Here is a 16,974-nt window from a genome sequence, read left to right on the forward strand (position 1 = left end):
GTTCGCGTGCCTACCCGAAGCGCTGACCGCGCCGCCGACGCCGTGCTCGATCAGCCGCACATGCCACGCCGCAGCCGCGCCCGGAACGCCATCTCGACCCCAAAGTCGTACGCGAACAAAGGCTCTGCTCGTATCCGTCGCCGGGCACACCGGGGAGGCACGTGTGACCAGGGATCCGCGCGGCGGTCGAAGCCGCACTGTGCCGGGCCTTACGCCGACACCGATGTCCCGCACCCGAATTCGAGTGCGGGGACCGTTCAGTAGTCGGCGCGCAGATGCGTGACATCGCCCGCGGAGACCGGCCGATCGCCGATCAGCAGGCGGCCCGCGTCGTCGATATCGGTTGCGACACCGGTGAGCGTCTGCCCGCCGGGCAGTTCGGCGCGCACCTGTTTGCCCAGCGTCGCGCACCGTTCGCGATAGGCGGCGGCCAGGTCGGCGGTCTTCCAGCCCGCGTCCCGCCAGGCGGTGAAGCGTCGTGCGAACTCGGTCAGCATCGCCTGCACCAGCTGGGTCCGATCGGTATCGCCCGCACCGGCCAGCAACAGCGAAATCGCATGCGGCACCGGCAGTTCGGCCTCGCTGAGGCTCACGTTGAGGCCCATCCCGATGACTACGGCCGGCACCTCGCCGCTCACCGCGACCTCGGCCAGGATGCCCGCCACTTTGCGGCCATCGATCAGCACATCGTTGGGCCATTTGAGGTTCGCGTGCACACCGGCGGTCGCGCGCAGTGCGTCCACCACGGCGATGCCGGTGAGCAACGGCAGCCAGCCGAGGACTGCGGGCTCGATCCCGGGCAGCCGCACCAGCAGCGACATCGAGATCTGTGCCCGCGCCGGGCTGATCCAGGTGCGTGCGTGTCTGCCGCGCCCTTGCTCCTGCTGCTCTGCGAGGAGTACCGCGCGATCGGCGTCTGGTTCGCCTGCGCGCGCGATCAGGTCCGCGTTGGTGGACCCGGTCGACTCCACCACCTCGATGTGGTGGAAGAACGACAGCTCGGGCGACTCGATGAGACTGCGCCGCAACTGCTCTGCATCCAAAGGGGGCCTGTCCACACGGGCAGGCTACTCGGTGCGCGAGGTCGTGCCCGACACCCGCCGGGCGCTGGTGCGCCTATCCGACGAGGTCGTAACCGCAGCTCGGCGCCCGTGCTGCTTGCTCAGGGGGCGCGTCCTCCCCGTGTTCGGCCTCGGTCCGGAAGTCCGGATCGACGATCGTCGGCTCCGGCTCGGTCACCGGCCACCTCGTGAATGCCCCCGCGGCGGCGTGTTCGGCTATGGTCGTGCTCCATCCCCACATACTGTGCTCCTCCCCTGAGCTGCCTGGGCGGTGTAACTGTCTGCCTGGGCGCGTGTTCTCCTATCCCGGCTCCCCCGTCGGAGCGCGAAACTCGACCACTCCAGGGTATCCGGGCTCCCGGTCGCGGCGATACTCATTTTCTGCCGAATGGAAACGCCACCGACGACCTGGAACTTTCCCGGCGCAACGTTGATCTAGCTGCGTGTTTTTACCGGTCGGTAGCCCCTACTCGGTTAGAGAGAAGGACTGCCACTCGTTACACTCCGGAGCCATGACGAGTGTCCAGCAGCAGTCCGCGCAAGACCCGGCGGGCGCCCCCGACATCCACACCACCGCCGGGAAGCTGGCTGATCTGCGGAATCGGCTGGAAGAGGCCAAGCACCCGATGGGTGAGGCCGCGGTCGACAAGGTGCACGCCAAGGGCAAGATGACCGCCCGCGAGCGCATCCTCGCGCTGCTCGACGAGGGCTCCTTCGTCGAACTCGACGCGCTGGCCCGCCACCGCAGCGTCAACTTCGGACTGGAGCAGAACCGCCCGCTCGGCGACGGCGTCGTCACCGGTTACGGCACCATCGACGGCCGCGACGTCTGCATCTTCAGCCAGGACGTCACCGTGTTCGGCGGCAGCCTCGGCGAGGTCTACGGCGAGAAGATCGTCAAGGTGATGGACCTGGCGCTCAAGACCGGCCGCCCGTTGATCGGCATCAACGAGGGCGCCGGCGCGCGCATCCAGGAGGGCGTCGTCTCGCTCGGTCTCTACGGCGAGATCTTCCACCGCAACGTGCAGGCCTCCGGCGTGATCCCGCAGATCTCGCTGATCATGGGCCCGGCCGCGGGTGGCCACGTGTACTCCCCCGCGCTGACCGACTTCGTGGTGATGGTCGACGGCACCAGCCAGATGTTCGTCACCGGACCCGACGTCATCAAGACGGTCACCGGCGAGGACGTCAGCATGGAGGACCTGGGTGGCGCGCACACCCACATGACGAAATCCGGTGTCGCGCACTATGTCGCCTCCGGCGAGCAGGACGCCCTCGACTACGTCAAGGATCTGCTGTCCTACCTGCCGAGCAACAACCGCGCCGAGGCGCCGCGCTTCCCGGCGTCGGATCCGATCGACGGCGCGATCGAGGACTCGCTCACCGACGAGGACCTCGAGCTGGACTCGATCATCCCGGACTCGCCGAACCAGCCGTACGACATGCACGAGGTGATCCGTCGCCTGCTCGACGACGACGAGTTCCTCGAGGTGCAGGCCGAGCGCGCGATGAACATCATCGTCGGCTTCGGCCGGATCGACGGCCGCAGCGTCGGCATCGTCGCCAACCAGCCGACTCAGTTCGCCGGCTGCCTGGATATCGACGCCTCGGAGAAGGCCGCACGCTTCGTGCGTACCTGCGACGCGTTCAACATCCCGATCCTCACGCTGGTCGACGTGCCCGGCTTCCTGCCGGGCACCGGCCAGGAGTACAACGGCATCATCCGCCGCGGCGCGAAGTTGTTGTACGCGTACGGCGAAGCCACTGTGGGAAAAATCACGGTCATCACCCGCAAGGCCTACGGCGGCGCCTACGACGTCATGGGTTCCAAGCACATGGGCGCCGACGTGAACCTGGCCTGGCCCACCGCGCAGATCGCGGTGATGGGCGCGTCCGGGGCGGTCGGTTTCGTCTACCGCAAGCAGCTGCAAGACGCCGCCAACAGCGGCGATGACGTCGACGCGCTGCGGCTCGAGCTGCAGAACGAGTACGAGGACACCCTGGTGAACCCCTACGTCGCTGCCGAACGCGGTTACGTGGACGCGGTCATCCCGCCCTCGCACACCCGCGGTCAGATCGTGTCGGCACTGCGGCTGCTCGAGCGCAAGATGGTCAGCCTGCCGCCGAAAAAACACGGCAACATCCCGTTGTGATCAAGCGATACCCTCGGTACGCCGCGCACACTGGTGAGAGCGACGCAATGAGTGGATCCGAGGATGATCGCGTCATCGACCGCTAGTTTCGAACAAGGAACACGCCTGATCAGGCAAAGAGAGGATCTGGCACTGTGACGACCGTGGCAGAAGAAGATGTGTTGACCGCCGCCGAACTCGACCTCTCCGTCGGTGCGCTGCCCGACCAGGCCGAGTCGGCCGATGGCACGGCGGCAACCGCCGAAACCGCCGCGACCGGAGAGCCGTTCTTCCGCGTACTGAAGGGCAACCCGAGCGACGAGGAGATCGCCGCGCTGGTCTGCGTGCTGTCCGCGGCCGCCGAGGACGCCGCCGCCGCGGGCTCGAGCGGCCCGGTCGACATGTGGGGCCGTCCCACCTTCATGCACCGGGGCACCTCGCCGTTCTCGCCCTACGCCTTCCCACAGCTCTCGCACCTGCGCGGGTGACCACCTTCGTTCTCGCCTCCGCGTCCCCGGCCCGCCTGGAAGTGCTCCGCTCGGCGGGCATCGACCCGGTCGTGCGGGTCTCGGAGGTGGACGAAGACGCCGTCGCGGCCGCACTGCCCGCCGGCACCGCACCGCAGGTCGTGGTCGTCGAACTGGCCAGGGCGAAAGCCTTGGCGGTGGCCGCGACCATTCCCGAACTGAGCGCCGATTGCGTTGTCGTCGGCTGTGATTCGATGCTGCTGGTGGACGGCGAACTGCAGGGCAAGCCGCACACCGCCGCGGTCGCCCGGGCCCGCTGGGGCGAAATGGCCGGGCGCAGTGCCGATCTGGTGACCGGACACTGCGTGCTGCGGCTGCGGGACGGCGAGTGCACCGCCGAGGCCCTCGACTGCAGTTCCACCACAGTGCATTTCGGCAAGCCCGAACCCGACGAACTCGACGCCTACATCGCGACCGGCGAACCGCTGCAGGTCGCGGGTGCGTTCACCCTGGACGGGCTGGGCGGCTGGTTCATCGACCGGATCGAGGGCGATCCGTCCAGCGTGATCGGTATCGGCCTACCACTGCTGCGCCGACTGCTTGGCGACGTTGGGGTCGCCGTTACGCAGCTGTGGGGCGATCCGGCCCGCTGACGGCGGCGCGATCACCGGTTCCACCGACGCGGCCGCGTCGCCGACCGCGGCCACCGCCGCGACCTCACGATTGTCCGGCTCGCGGCGCGCGTCCTGTTCCCGCCGCGCCAGCAGTTCCAACCGGACCACGCAGAGTTCCGGCTCGACGAACGGGTGCAGGCGCACGTTCACCTCGCCGCGCGCGCCGTTGCGATCCAGGACCTCTTTGATCAGCCCGAGGTGCACGCCGCACACCACCTCCGAGTGCGTGCGCGCGAGTTCGCGCAGCGGGCACGCGGTGAGGCGGACCAGCACCTGCTCGGCGGTGTCGTTGTTCGGGTCCCGTTCGGGGGCGAAGCCCAGCTCCGAAAGCAGCGTCATGGTGACGTCTTTCGCGTCCTCCAGCGATTCCACCCGATGATCGCCGACGTCCAGCTTCGCGCCCCAGGCCCGGCCGGCCGCGATGGCCGCCTCCGAACGCCTGCGCGGATCGGGGCCGAGCTGATCGGCGAGCACCTGGGCCAGATCCTGGTAGCCGACCGATCGCTGAACCGCGCTGTAACCGATCCGCGGACGGCCGCGACCGCGCGGCGGTTGCTGGAATTGGCGCACCAGGGATTCCCGGGTGAGCACGTCGAGATGAAACCGAACCGTGGTGACGTGTTGTCCGGTGATTCTGGCCAGTTCCTGGGCGTCGAGAGGCTCGCTGGCGCCACGTAGGATCGCGAGCAGTCGCCGCCGCGGCCAAGAATCGGACATAGCTCACCCCTCCTCCCGGGAGACTTTATCGGATGCAGGTGCGATTTATTCGCTCATTCAGCCGATTTGTGATCTGAAACGAAAGCAACTATCGCCTCACACTTACCATCGCTGTGAGACCTGAACCGCCGTAACCGCCGTCTACCTCGCGTGAAGGACCCACAACGTGCCCGCTGCTCCGGACCCTCATCCCTCATTCGGTGCTTACCCAGATCCTCACCGACTAGTAACCACAGAGTGGCTGTCGGCAAACATCGGCACGTCCGGACTCAAGATCGTCGAGTCCAACGAGGACATATTGCTGTACGACATCGGGCATGTACCCGGTGCCATCAAGATCGACTGGCGCGGCGATCTCAACGACCCGGTCACCCGCGACTACATCGACGGCGCCCGATTCACCGAGTTGATGCGCGCCAAGGGAATCGAGCGAGACGATACCGTGGTGATCTACGGCGACCGGGGCAACGCGCAGGCGGCGCACACATTGTGGGTCTTCACTTTGTTCGGGCACGAGGATGTGCGATTGCTGGACGGCGGCCGCGACGCCTGGATTTCCGAGGAACGCGACACCACCTTCGACACCCCCTATCTTTCCGTGAGCGACTATCCGGACGTGGTCCGCGACGACAGCAGCGCGCGGGCCTTCCGCGAGGATGTGCTCGCCCACCTCGGCCGACCGCTGCTCGACGTGCGCTCGCCCGAGGAATACTCCGGCGAGCTCGCCCACCCGTCGCCCGACCACCACCCCCCATCGAATCGCTACGCGATGCTGACCATCGAGCCGATCAATCCGGAGGACGCGGCACTGCGCGGCGGGCACATCCCGACCGCGACCAACATTCCATGGACCGAGGCATTCGGCAACGACGGCCGCTTCCGCTCCCGCGCCGACCTGGACGCCGTGTACGGCGGGCTGGCCGGCGCGGACGACGTGATCGTCTACAGCCGGGTCGGCGAACGTTCCAGCCACACCTGGTTCGTGCTGCGGTATCTGCTCGGCATCGACACGGTGCGCAACTACGACGGTTCGTGGACCGAGTGGGGCAACTCGGTGCGCATGCCGATCGCCAAGGGGGCTGAACCCGGTGCGATACCGGCGGCCGCGGGCCGGCGCGCTCGCGCGAGGTAGCGCATGCTCGGCGTTCTCGCCGGACAGGCGGTGTGTGATACCCGACCTACTGTCCAGTAGGACTGGCCGAGTTCGGCGTCTGTTGGCAGACTGCCTACACTCGCCCGAGACGTAGTTCTGTCGACCTCGGGGCGACCAAAAGAGATTGCACACAGGAGGCTCAGTGCCCAGCCACGCCAGCGCACGGATCACGAAGGTACTCGTAGCTAACCGAGGCGAGATCGCCGTGCGCGTGATCCGGGCAGCCAAGGACGCAGGCATCGGCAGCGTCGCGGTCTACGCGGAGCCCGACGCGGACGCTCCCTTCGTGAGGCTCGCTGACGAAGCCTTCGCTCTCGGCGGCCAGACCTCGGCCGAGTCGTACCTCGTGTTCGACAAGATCCTCGACGCGGCCGCCCGGTCCGGCGCCGACGCGATCCACCCCGGCTACGGATTCCTTTCCGAGAACGCCGACTTCGCCCAGGCCGTCCTCGACGCCGGGCTGATCTGGATCGGTCCGTCCCCGCAGTCCATCCGCGATCTCGGCGACAAGGTCACCGCCCGGCACATCGCCGAGCGGGCCAAGGCTCCGATGGCCGCGGGCACCAAGGACCCGGTGAAGAACGCCGACGAGGTCGTCGAGTTCGCCAAGCAGTACGGCGTGCCGGTCGCCATCAAGGCCGCCTTCGGTGGCGGCGGACGCGGCATGAAGGTCGCGCACACCATCGAGGAGATCCCCGAGCTGTTCGAGTCGGCCACCCGCGAGGCGATCGCCGCGTTCGGCCGCGGCGAATGCTTCGTCGAGCAGTACCTGGACAAGGCCCGCCACGTCGAGGCCCAGGTGATCGCCGACCAGCACGGCAACGTGGTGGTCGCAGGCACCCGCGACTGCTCGCTGCAGCGCCGGTTCCAGAAGCTGGTCGAAGAGGCCCCCGCGCCGTTCCTGTCCGACGACGTGCGCGCGAAGATCCACGCCTCGGCCAAGGCCATCTGCCGGGAAGCCGGTTACTACGGCGCGGGCACGGTCGAGTACCTGGTGCAGGGCGAGACGGTGTCCTTCCTCGAGGTGAACACCCGCCTGCAGGTCGAGCACCCGGTCACCGAGGAGACCGCCGGTATCGACCTGGTGCGCCAGCAGTTCCGCATCGCCAACGGCGAAGAGCTGTCGATCAAGGAAGACCCGACCCCGCGCGGGCACTCCTTCGAGTTCCGGATCAACGGTGAGGACGCGGGCCGCGGCTTCCTGCCCGCCCCCGGTCCGGTCTCGGTGTACCGGGAGCCCACCGGCCCCGGCGTGCGCGTGGACTCCGGCGTGGTCGAGGGCAGCGTGATCGGCGGCCAGTTCGATTCCATGCTGGCCAAGCTGATCGTCACCGGCGAGAACCGCACCCAGGCCCTCGAACGGGCCCGGCGCGCGCTGGCCGAGTACCAGGTCGAGGGACTGGCCACGGTCATCCCGTTCCACCGCGCGATCGTCGAGGATCCGGCCTTCATCGGTGACGGTGAGAAGTTCGACGTCAACACCAAGTGGATCGAAACCGAGTGGACCAACACCGTGGAGCCGTACACCGGCGCGGCCCCGGCCGAAGAGGACGAGGCCCTGCCCCGGCAGAAGGTGGTCGTCGAGGTCGGCGGGCGACGCGTCGAGGTGTCGCTGCCCGGTCAGTTCAGCCTCGGTGGCGGTGCGGCCGCCGCGGGCAACGGTGCCGGCGTCGTGCGCAAGAAGCCCAAGCCGCGCAAGCGGGGCGGCGCGGGCGGCGGCGCGGCCTCCGGTGACGCGGTCACCGCGCCGATGCAGGGCACCGTGGTGAAGGTCGCCGTCGAAGAGGGCCAGACCGTCGAGGCGGGCGACCTGATCGTGGTGCTCGAGGCCATGAAGATGGAGAACCCGGTCAACGCGCACAAGGCGGGCGTGGTCACCGGGCTGGCGGTCGAGGCGGGTGCCGCGATCACCCAGGGCACCGTGCTCGCCGAGATCAAGTAAGACGTTCCGAACACTGAGCGAGTTCGAGTAGTCCTCGCGTAAACGTACGGCGAACACCGCTTCGAGCGGGCGCTGGGCGCTGCCGCCCGCGCCCGCTCTGTCGTATCGTGGTCCGGTGACCAGTACGAGCGTCTCCGTCGTCGCGGAGCTGATCCGCGCGCGGCGCACCGCGGGCAGCCGTGCCGACGGCAATCGGCTGGTGCTTGTCATCGAGGGTGGCGGCAGTCGCGGCGTGTATTCGAGCGGCATGGTGTCGGCGCTCGAGGAACTCGGCCTCGCTTGCGTGTTCGACGCGGTGTACGGCACGTCGGCGGGCGCGATCAATGCCGCGTGGCTGCTCTGCGGGCGCGCGGTGGCGGGGATGCGTTCCTGGACCGACCCGGACATCATGCGCCGTGCCATCGATCCGGCCCGGATGCTGCGCGGCCGACCGGCTTTCGACCTGCGCTATCTGGTGCATCAGGTCTACGACGGCATCGAGCCGATGGACTTCCCGGCAATCCTGGCCAACCCCACCACTTTTCATCCCATCGCCACCGATATCCGGACCGGTCGGGCGGTGGACCTGCACCCGTACATCGTCGACAAGCGCACGCTGATGGGCGCGATCCGCGCCTCCGCCGGCCTGCCCATCCTGGCCGGGCCGCCGGTACGGCTCGGCGGCGCACAGTATTTCGACGGCGGCCTCACCGAAACGGTCCCGATCCGCACCGCCGTCCGCGCCGGCGCCACGCACGCGCTGGTGCTGCGCACCCGCCGGATCGATGAACAGCGTCCGCCCGCCTCGCTGCTGCACCGCGTCGTCGGCGGCGGCTACCTGCGCGCCGTCGCCCCCGGGGCCTACCGCGCCTGGATCCAGCGTCCGCAACAGCAGGCGATCGAGGACCGCGCCCTCACCGAACGCGGCGAGGCAGTCCTCCAGATCCACCCACCCGTCGGCTCTCCCGACGTCGACAGCGCCGCCCGCGACGTAGGCCTGCTCGCCGAGGCCCTCGAAATCGGCCGCACCGCCGTCCACGCCGTCTTCGCCGACACGATGCGCGTCGCCTGACCCCGCGCCGCACCGGTTCTGATTTCTCGCACGGGTTCTGGGCTCTCGCACGCGCTGTGGCATGGCAGAGCGGGTGCGTGAGGTCAGAACGGGTGCGTGAGTGCTAGCTGAGGCGGACGGCGACGCCGTTGGAGAGGACGAAGTCGTGTAGTTCCAGGTGGGTGGGAGTGGATTCAGCGGGGACGTCGAAGACCAGCTGGGTGGTCGCGGACTGGCCGGGGGCCAGCTCGAACGAGTAGTTGTAGCTGTGCTGGGCGACCTGCCACATGGTCGCGGTGGCGTTGTGGTCGAACGCGGTGCCCGCGGCGTCGAACAGGCGCTGGCCGAACGGCAGGAACCACTTCGCCTCGTCGGAGATGTTGCGGACCGCGAGCGTGACGACCAGGAACGAACCGGCGGCCTGCTGCAGGCCGACCCAGCGCACGCCGGTGTCGACATCGCTGACGACGAACTCGAACTTGCCGTCCCGCACCGCAGTTCCGGCCGCGGCGGGCCCCACCGGACCGGGTTGTTCCGGCGGTGGTCCCGGGTTCTCCTCGGCCACGGCGGTCGGTGGCGGCGGCGCGGCCGTGCTCCCGCCCGAGTCCGCAGCCCGATTGCCCGCCGCCAGCAATGCGACGCATCCGGCCGCCAGCATGAACGGCGTCAGGAAGACGATGACCAACGCGCCGACGACCTTCGAGACGAAGCCGCGCTTGCGACGGCGCGGCCGGGCTGCGGGCGGTCGCCGTCGCGCGTCCTTCGGCGGTTTCGCCGGAGCCGGAAAAACTTTGCGCCCATACCCGACGGGGTACCGAGACGGGACGACCGGCGGCTGCGGAGCCTGCGGAACATATTGCGAAACAACAGGTCTCGGCTTGGATCGGACGAGTCCCAACTTCGCCGCGAGCGACCGAGGCGGCATCGGCCGATGCGGCACGACGGTCCCCGGCGCGCCGGTACCGAAACCCGCCTTGCCCGCCGGCGAATGCGATGCACCCGCCGCAGGCAACCGACTCCCGGGCTGCGAATATCCCTGCGGCGGAGCCGACACGACCGACTCAGCAAGCCGGGTTGCCACCAGCGTCGGCGTCGGCCCAGCCTCCGGCATCACCTTGGTCGGCGAAAGCTGCTTCGCCCCACCATCACCCGCAGACGCATCACTCACTACCGATCCCGCGTCGACGGAAGCGGCGGCCGCTCCAGCCGGCGGCATCACGCGCGTCGACGAAAGGCGCTGCACCCCGGCACCCCCCGCAGCAACGCCACTTCCCGCCGGGCGGCCGTCGAATGAAGACGCGGCCGCACCGGTGGGCGGCAACGCTCTGGTCGGCGAAAGCTGCTTCGCCCCACCATCACCCGCAGACGCGCCACCCACGGCCGGTTCCGCATCGGCAGAAGCGGCGGCCGCTCCAGCCGGGGGCATCACGCGCGTCGGCGAAAGGCGCTGCCCGCGGGCGGGTCCCGGGTACGGCGAGCCGACAACCCCGGACGAACCGTGGGGATCGGGGTGAGGTGGCCCGTCGTTCGGCAGCACCTTGGTCTGGCTCGGGGGCCGCACGGATTTGGTGGGTGGTGGAGGTAGCAGGGGGCGGCGGATGCCGATGGCGGCGCTGGCCGCAGCCGCGAAATCCCCTGCGGTCGGGTAGCGATCGGCCGGATTCTTGGCCATGCCGCGGGTGATGACGGCATCGAGGGCGGCCGGGACCGCACTGTTGCGGGCGCCTGCGCGCGGCGGATCGGTCATCAGGTGGGCGTGCATCTGCTGGGCGGGGTCGGTGTCCCCGTAGGGCCGGGCGCCGGTCAGGCATTCGTAGAGGACGCAGGCCAGCGAGTACACGTCGGAACGCGCATCCGCCTTGCCGGTGAACCGTTCCGGCGCCATATAGGCCAGGGTGCCGATCGCCAACCCGGTGGTGGTGACCGCGGTCTGCCCGATGCCATGCGCGATACCGAAGTCGATCAGATAGGTGAACCCGCCCGCGTGCACGACGATGTTCGACGGTTTGACGTCCCGGTGCACCAGCCCGGCTCGGTGCGCCGCATCCAACGCGGCGGCGACCTGAGCGACGATGCCGACGGACGTGGCGGGCCCCAGCGCCCCGGCCGCGATCATGGCCGCCAGGTCGGCGCCCTCGACGAACTCCATGTCGATGAAGAGCCTGCCGTCGATCTCCCCGAAGCGATGGATACGCGGGATGCGCGGGTCACGCAGCCTCGACACCACTTCCGCTTCGCGCTCGAAACGCTTGCGGTAGCTCGCGTCGGCCGCGAGTTCGGTCGGCAACAGTTTCAGCGCGACCCAGCGCGCACCGGCATTGTCGTATGCCAACCAGACCTGCCCCATGCCGCCCCGGCCGAGCAATCGATCCAGCCGGTAGCCCCCGAATCGCACCTCCCCCATCGCGAACCTCCAGTCACCGTCGACTTGTCCAGGCTCGGCCCGCCGGCCCCGATTACCTGCGGCGACACCGGAAAACACCTGCTCCGGCCGCAGATACCAAAAGACCCAACCTCCTTCGCAGCGTAACCGCGCCCCGGCACCCCGGCCAGTGTGTCGTGAACGACACCCTCGCGGTGACCGTGATGCTCGCCGCCCTTCGTCGGCCGCGCTATTTGTCCTTGCCGGCCTTTCCACGGCCCTGCCCGTTGTCGTGCCCGTGGCCGCCGTGCTCGTTCTTGCCCTTGCCGGTGCCGTCGTTGCCGTCCTCGGCACCGGCGGGTCCACCGCGCTCCGGCTTCGCGGTATCCGGTTTCTGCGGTTCCCCCCGGGGCGGTTCCGCACGGGGCGGTTCGGCACCGGGCTCCGACGGCATCCAGCTCGCGGCGCTCCCGACGGTGGGCACACAGCGCAGCAGCCTGCCGTCCGCCGCGACAGCACGCGCGGCAACAGCGGGATCACAGGGCTGCCACGCGGCCGGGACACCGGCGATCGGCGCGGCAGGCACCGATACCGCCGGAACAGGCGTGGGCACCGTCTCGACCGGCGCGGAAACCCCACCGGAGGGCGTCAGCGGGGCCGAAGCCCTGGCAGCCGAACCCTTTTCCCGATCGAGCGACTGCCCCAACCAGAGCACCAGCCCGACGGTGACCAGCAGGCCGACCAGCACGGCAGCCGCAATGCGCGAATTCGTCTCCCGCCGTGCCGGACTCGGCGACGGTGCGGCCGCGGCCTGGGCATCGGCCATCCGCTCCGGCCGGGTACTCGGCAGCGTCTCCGCCGATTCGGACGCCCGAAACGGTTGGTTCGGTACGCTTGTCGTCGGCAGCACCACGGCCGCGGTCTCCACCGTCGGCACATCGAGCCCGGTGACCGCGGCATACGCGGCGGCCGCCAACTCACCCGCGCTCGCACACCGCTGCTCCGGCACCTTCGCCATGCCGCGGGCGATCACCGCGTCGAGCGCGGCGGGCACCGCGGGATTCCACGCCGCGGCGAGCGGCGGTTCGGTCATCAGATGGGCGAGCAACGACTGGGCGGCGTCGGCGTTGCCGAACGGCCTTCGCGCGGTGAGACATTCGTAGAGCACGCAGGCCAGCGAGTACTGATCGGACCGCGCGTCCCCAGCGCCGGAGAAACGCTCCGGCGCCATATAGGCCAGCGTGCCGACCACATTGCTGCTCGTCGTCAGCGCCGGTTGATCGATCCGATACGCCGTACCGAAGTCGATCAGATGAACGTGGTCGTCCGGTCCGAGCATGATGTTGGACGGCTTGACATCCCGATGCACCAGCCCCGCCCGGTGCGCGTCGTCCAGTGCCTGCGCGACCTGCATCACGATCCGTACCGCCCGCGCGGGCGGCAGCGGCCCTTCCCGCTGGAGCAGCGCCGCCAGGTCGACGCCCGCGATGAACTCCATAGCGAGATAGAGCCGCCCGTCGTGTTCGCCGAACGCGTGAATCGACGCCAGGTGCGGTCCGCGCACCTGCGCCGCCAGCCGCGCCTCCCTGGTGAACCGCTGCCGATAGGCCGGTTCGCCGGCGTAGGTGGACGAAAGCACCTTCAGCGCGACGGACCGTCCGGTGGTGTCGTCGTAGGCGAGCCACACCTGCCCGGTACCACCGCTGCCGAGCAATCGATCGAGGCGATAGTGGCCGAACCACGTCGCACCCATATATGGAACCTCCCGCTAGCCTTTTCCTCATGGAGGAGCTACCCGAAATCCGTATCGGCACCGCCGAGCGCGAGGACGCGATGCGGCGACTGTCCGATCATTTCGCGGCAGGGCGGCTCAGCGTCGCGGAATTCGACGAGCGCAGCGCGATCGTCGCGGCCGCTGTCACCCGCGGCGACCTGACGCAGGTGTTCACCGATCTGCCGGAGCCGCTGGCCAAAGCGGCTGCGGTGCCTGCGAAACCGGAGTCCGGGTTCCTCTCGGAATGGCCCGAGCGGGTGATGGCGGTGATCCCGATCTTGGCCGTCATCCTGTTCTTCCTGACCGGCAGTTGGCTCTGGTTCCTGGCGATCCCACTGATGGGTGCGCTGCTGTTCGGCGGACGGCACGGCGGACACGGTGGCCACGGCGGTGGACGGGAGCGCCGCCGCAACCGGCGCGATCCCGAAATTGACTGACTGACGCCGATTTCTCGGGTCATGACCGGCCCGAGCCGGTCACCGTAGCGTCGAAGCCATGACGCGATCCGCCCGACTGCGCCGCTGGTTGCTGTATCCGCTCGCGGTCGCGGTGACACTGCTCCTGCTGTCCCTCGCGGCGGGTTACGCGCACTACCGGCTCACGCTGTACAAGGCCGCGCCGCGACAGACCGGAAAATTGGCGCTCACCGGTGCCACTGTGCTCGTCGGCGCGGACCTGACACCGCACCCGAACGCGACCATCCTGATCGAGCACGGCCTGATCACGGCGATCGGCCCGGGCGTGGCGATACCGCAGGACGCCGCACGCCGGGATCTCACCGGCCGCACCGTGCTGCCCGGCCTGATCGATTCCCACGTGCACCTCAACGCGCCGGAAGTGCCCCGCGGCGAGCGCGCCGGCCTGCTGGACATGCCGGGCATCGTCGCCGACTGGTACCGCTATCACCCCGACAAGCGGCGAAACTTCCTGCGCAACGGCGTGACCACGGTCCGGAGCATGGGCGACGAGAACGAATGGGTGCATACGCTGCGGCGACGAATCGCCGAAGGCGACCTGGCGGGACCGCGCCTGCTGATCGCGGGACCGATCTTCACCACACCCGGCGGCCATCCGGTCACCACCATCGGCGTCGAGCCGAAGTCGGACGCGGTACGGCTCCCGGACAGTCCCGAGCAGGCGCGCGAAATGGTCCGTGCGCTGGTCACCGGCGCGGATCCGGTCGATCTGATCAAGGTGGTGCAGGAGCGCGGCAGCCCGGAACGCAAAGTGCTGGAACCGATCCGGCCCGATATCCTCGCGGCGATCATCGACGAGGCGCACCGGCACGACACGAAGGTCTTCGCGCACTGGGGAACTCGTGCCGATCTGGAGGATCTGCTCGCGGCGGGCGTCGACGGGCTCGACCATCTGGAGCCCCGTGGCGTGCTGACCGGCTGGCCCGAGGGCTTTCCCGAAACTCTGGTGCGGCGCGGTATCACGCTCGCACCGACGCTCGCGGTCACCGACCTGGTCTTCGACGAGCCCACCAAAGCGGCGATTCGGCTGCGGGTCAAGGAGTTCCGCGACGCGGGCGGCCGGATCATCGCCGGTTCCGACGCGGGGATGCCCGGCGTCTACGCCGGGCCGGGCCTGATCCGCGAACTCGAATTGCTCGTCGCCGCGGGCTTGCCCCCGCGCGAAGCCCTCATCGCGGCCACCGTGACACCCGCCGCCGCCCTGCACGCCGACGCCATCGGGGTACTGGCACCGGGCCGCGCCGCCGACCTGCTGGTCGTCCGCGGCGACCCGCTGACCGACATCACCGCGCTGCGCGCCGTCGACACGGTATTCCGGGACGGCCGCATCGTGCACGAAGCCGACCGATAGCCTCGACGTATCGAGGGGTGCCCGAGCGGGCGCCGCCGCACATCGTCGAGGAGCGCGGACACGGATGGAACCGATCGAGATCAACGCGGGCACTTGGTATCTGCGCGCGCTGCGCGCCGACGACCGCATCGACGATCGGCCCGCCCTGGCCCACGGCGGCATCACCGACCCCGGCTACGTCGCCCTGCGCTTCGCGGGCTGGGTCGAGGAATCCCATTTCTCCTGGGCCGTCTGCGAACCGACCACCGCCGAGCTGGTCGCCGAGGTCGGCGCGACCCCGGCGCCGGACGGCACCGCGAAACTCACCGGCTGGGCTCGTCCCGGCCATGAGCAGGCGCTCGATGCCGGCCTGAGCGCTGTGCAGCGGTTCGTCGAGGGCGCGCTCGGCTTGCGCCCGCACACCGGCTGAGGGTGTTCGCACACCTCGCCGAGTCGTCACACTGCAACCCGCCGTGGCGACGCACGGACCAGGTTCCGGCGAGGTGTGCGAAGTTTGTCAGCCGAGCCGGTCGAGTACCCGGTCCAGCGCGTCGACCGCCTCGTCCAGTTCGGCGGCGGAGACGGTCAGCGGCGGGCGGAAGCGGATGCCACGCTCGCCGGTGCCGAGGATCAGCACCCGCTCCTGCTCGCGCAGCGCGGTGAGCACCTCGTCACGCAGCGCCACCGAGGACACGGTGACCGCGCACATCAGGCCACGACCGCGCGGCTCGCTGATGCTCGCATGCCGCTCGGCCAGCGACTCCAGCCGATCCAGCAGATGCGCGCCGAGCGCCTTCGACCGATCGACCAGCGAATCCTGTTCCAGCACTTCGAGAATCCGCCGCACCCGCACCATGTCGGTGAGGTTGCCGCCCCAGGTGGAGTTGATCCGGGAGTTCACCACGAACACGTTGTCGGGAACCTCATCGACGCGCCCGCCCGCCATCACACCGCACACCTGGGTCTTCTTGCCGAAGGCGACGACGTCGGGTTGCACGCCGAGTTGCTGGTAGGCCCAGGTGGTTCCGGTCATACCGACGCCGGTCTGTACCTCGTCCAGCACGAACAACGCGTCGTTCTCGTGACAGAGCTGCTGCATCGCCTGCAGGAACTGCGGCCGCAGGTGCCGGTCGCCGCCCTCGCCCTGGATCGGCTCGGCGATGAAACACGCGATGTCGTGCGGGTTTTCGGCGAAGGCGCGGCGCGCCTGATCCAGTGCGCGCGCTTCGACCTCGGCGATATCGTGCGCGTCGCTCAGGTACGGCGACTCGATGCGCGGCCAGTCGAACTTGGGGAACCGCGCGACCTTCACCGGATCGGTGTTGGTCAGCGACATGGTGTATCCGGTGCGGCCGTGGAACGCGCCGGTCAGGTGCAGCACCTTGGTGCCGAGTTCCGGTGCGCGGCCGTGCATCTCGTTGTGCCGGCTCTTCCAGTCGAACGCGATCTTGAGCGCGTTCTCCACGGCGAGGCCACCGCCGTCGATGAAGAACAGGTGCGGCAGCCGGGGATCGCCCAGCACGCGCACGAAGGTCTCCACGAAGCGGGCCATCTCGACGGTGTAGATGTCGGAGTTGCTCGGTTTGTTGATCGCGGCGGTCGCGATCTCCGCGCGGAACTCGTCGTCCTCGGCCAGCGCGGGGTGATTCATACCCAGGGCGTTGGACGCGAAGAAGCCGAACATGTCTAGGTAGGAGCTGCCGTCACGCTCGTCGACGAGCCGGCAGCCGCGGGACTTCTGTAGGTCGAGGACTAGTTCGAAGCCATCGGCGAGGATGCTGGCCGACAAGATCTCATGCACTCGGGCGGCGGGGGTGACCGCCGGGCGGGTGCGTTCCAGTTCGATGGTCACACCA

15 protein-coding genes are annotated in these 16,974 nt (G+C 69.1%); 9 read left to right on the forward strand and 6 right to left on the reverse strand.

The window, feature by feature from the left end; genetic code table 11:
- Positions 1 to 257: 257 nt before the first annotated feature.
- On the reverse strand, positions 258 to 1,058 hold the full coding sequence (locus TY25_RS14580; RefSeq protein ID WP_042256586.1) for a biotin--[acetyl-CoA-carboxylase] ligase: 801 nt from the start codon (positions 1,056 to 1,058) through the stop codon (positions 258 to 260).
- A gap of 58 nt (positions 1,059 to 1,116) precedes the next feature.
- Entirely contained in the window at positions 1,117 to 1,239 is a 123-nt protein-coding gene (locus tag TY25_RS44455; RefSeq protein ID WP_256656772.1) for a hypothetical protein, read from the reverse strand.
- Between the two features lie 334 nt (positions 1,240 to 1,573).
- Between TY25_RS44455 and TY25_RS14585 the strand changes: the two genes are divergently transcribed.
- The 3 genes from TY25_RS14585 to TY25_RS14595 all read left to right on the forward strand — a co-directional run bounded on the left by TY25_RS14585 (position 1,574) and on the right by TY25_RS14595 (position 4,313).
- Positions 1,574 to 3,214 (forward strand): acyl-CoA carboxylase subunit beta, encoded by a 1,641-nt coding sequence (locus TY25_RS14585; protein WP_042256587.1) that lies wholly within the window; start codon positions 1,574 to 1,576, stop codon positions 3,212 to 3,214.
- Positions 3,215 to 3,348: 134 nt separating this feature from the next.
- Positions 3,349 to 3,681, forward strand: coding sequence for an acyl-CoA carboxylase subunit epsilon (locus TY25_RS14590; protein WP_042256588.1), 333 nt, complete (start codon positions 3,349 to 3,351; stop codon positions 3,679 to 3,681).
- On the forward strand, positions 3,678 to 4,313 hold the full coding sequence (locus TY25_RS14595; protein ID WP_042256589.1) for a nucleoside triphosphate pyrophosphatase: 636 nt from the start codon (positions 3,678 to 3,680) through the stop codon (positions 4,311 to 4,313). The genes TY25_RS14590 and TY25_RS14595 overlap by 4 nt, the downstream gene beginning before the upstream one ends.
- Here TY25_RS14595 and TY25_RS14600 read toward each other — a convergent pair.
- Positions 4,239 to 5,051: a helix-turn-helix transcriptional regulator gene (locus tag TY25_RS14600; RefSeq protein ID WP_014981976.1), complete on the reverse strand. Its 813-nt coding sequence runs from the start codon at positions 5,049 to 5,051 to the stop codon at positions 4,239 to 4,241. The two genes, TY25_RS14595 and TY25_RS14600, sit on opposite strands and share 75 nt — an antisense overlap.
- A gap of 166 nt (positions 5,052 to 5,217) precedes the next feature.
- Here TY25_RS14600 and TY25_RS14605 point away from each other — a divergent pair, with 166 nt between their 5' ends.
- The 3 genes from TY25_RS14605 (at position 5,218) to TY25_RS14615 (ending at position 9,197) form a co-directional block, all read left to right on the forward strand.
- Complete coding sequence (locus TY25_RS14605) at positions 5,218 to 6,183, forward strand: sulfurtransferase (RefSeq protein ID WP_042256590.1); 966 nt, start codon at positions 5,218 to 5,220, stop codon at positions 6,181 to 6,183.
- Between the two features lie 163 nt (positions 6,184 to 6,346).
- Positions 6,347 to 8,146 (forward strand): acetyl/propionyl/methylcrotonyl-CoA carboxylase subunit alpha, encoded by a 1,800-nt coding sequence (locus tag TY25_RS14610; protein ID WP_042256592.1) that lies wholly within the window; start codon positions 6,347 to 6,349, stop codon positions 8,144 to 8,146.
- 115 nt (positions 8,147 to 8,261) lie between these two features.
- Positions 8,262 to 9,197 (forward strand): patatin-like phospholipase family protein, encoded by a 936-nt coding sequence (locus TY25_RS14615; RefSeq protein WP_042256594.1) that lies wholly within the window; start codon positions 8,262 to 8,264, stop codon positions 9,195 to 9,197.
- A 103-nt stretch (positions 9,198 to 9,300) separates the two neighbouring features.
- Here the strand turns inward: TY25_RS14615 and TY25_RS40545 are convergent, their stop codons facing one another.
- Positions 9,301 to 11,580, reverse strand: a complete 2,280-nt coding sequence (locus tag TY25_RS40545) for a serine/threonine-protein kinase (RefSeq protein WP_052382971.1) — start codon at positions 11,578 to 11,580, stop codon at positions 9,301 to 9,303.
- 208 nt (positions 11,581 to 11,788) lie between these two features.
- Positions 11,789 to 13,291, reverse strand: coding sequence for a serine/threonine-protein kinase (locus TY25_RS40550; RefSeq protein WP_052382972.1), 1,503 nt, complete (start codon positions 13,289 to 13,291; stop codon positions 11,789 to 11,791).
- Positions 13,292 to 13,320: 29 nt separating this feature from the next.
- Here TY25_RS40550 and TY25_RS14630 point away from each other — a divergent pair, with 29 nt between their 5' ends.
- The 3 genes from TY25_RS14630 (at position 13,321) to TY25_RS14640 (ending at position 15,548) form a co-directional block, all read left to right on the forward strand.
- Positions 13,321 to 13,749, forward strand: a complete 429-nt coding sequence (locus tag TY25_RS14630) for a DUF1707 SHOCT-like domain-containing protein (protein WP_042256595.1) — start codon at positions 13,321 to 13,323, stop codon at positions 13,747 to 13,749.
- A gap of 58 nt (positions 13,750 to 13,807) precedes the next feature.
- Positions 13,808 to 15,139: an amidohydrolase family protein gene (locus TY25_RS14635; RefSeq protein WP_042256597.1), complete on the forward strand. Its 1,332-nt coding sequence runs from the start codon at positions 13,808 to 13,810 to the stop codon at positions 15,137 to 15,139.
- A 64-nt stretch (positions 15,140 to 15,203) separates the two neighbouring features.
- Complete coding sequence (locus TY25_RS14640) at positions 15,204 to 15,548, forward strand: hypothetical protein (protein ID WP_014981968.1); 345 nt, start codon at positions 15,204 to 15,206, stop codon at positions 15,546 to 15,548.
- A gap of 87 nt (positions 15,549 to 15,635) precedes the next feature.
- Here TY25_RS14640 and lat read toward each other — a convergent pair whose 3' ends face one another.
- On the reverse strand, positions 15,636 to 16,970 hold the full coding sequence (gene lat / locus TY25_RS14645; protein ID WP_042256599.1) for an L-lysine 6-transaminase: 1,335 nt from the start codon (positions 16,968 to 16,970) through the stop codon (positions 15,636 to 15,638).
- Between the last annotated feature and the right edge of the window lie 4 nt (positions 16,971 to 16,974).

It is taken from the genome of Nocardia brasiliensis NBRC 14402 (assembly GCF_000308475.2).
In the GTDB taxonomy this organism is placed as follows: Bacteria; Actinomycetota; Actinomycetes; order Mycobacteriales; family Mycobacteriaceae; genus Nocardia; species Nocardia brasiliensis.

Excerpts from the sequence above, each read along its gene's own strand:
- TY25_RS14635 (WP_042256597.1), top strand. The coding sequence starts at position 13,808 with ATGACGCGATCCGCCCGACTGCGCCGCTGGTTGCTGTATCCGCTCGCG.
- TY25_RS14600 (WP_014981976.1), bottom strand. The coding sequence starts at position 5,051 with ATGTCCGATTCTTGGCCGCGGCGGCGACTGCTCGCGATCCTACGTGGC.
- TY25_RS14630 (WP_042256595.1), top strand. The coding sequence starts at position 13,321 with ATGGAGGAGCTACCCGAAATCCGTATCGGCACCGCCGAGCGCGAGGAC.
- TY25_RS40545 (WP_052382971.1), bottom strand. The coding sequence starts at position 11,580 with ATGGGGGAGGTGCGATTCGGGGGCTACCGGCTGGATCGATTGCTCGGC.
- TY25_RS14585 (WP_042256587.1), top strand. The coding sequence starts at position 1,574 with ATGACGAGTGTCCAGCAGCAGTCCGCGCAAGACCCGGCGGGCGCCCCC.
- TY25_RS40550 (WP_052382972.1), bottom strand. The coding sequence starts at position 13,291 with ATGGGTGCGACGTGGTTCGGCCACTATCGCCTCGATCGATTGCTCGGC.
- TY25_RS14640 (WP_014981968.1), top strand. The coding sequence starts at position 15,204 with ATGGAACCGATCGAGATCAACGCGGGCACTTGGTATCTGCGCGCGCTG.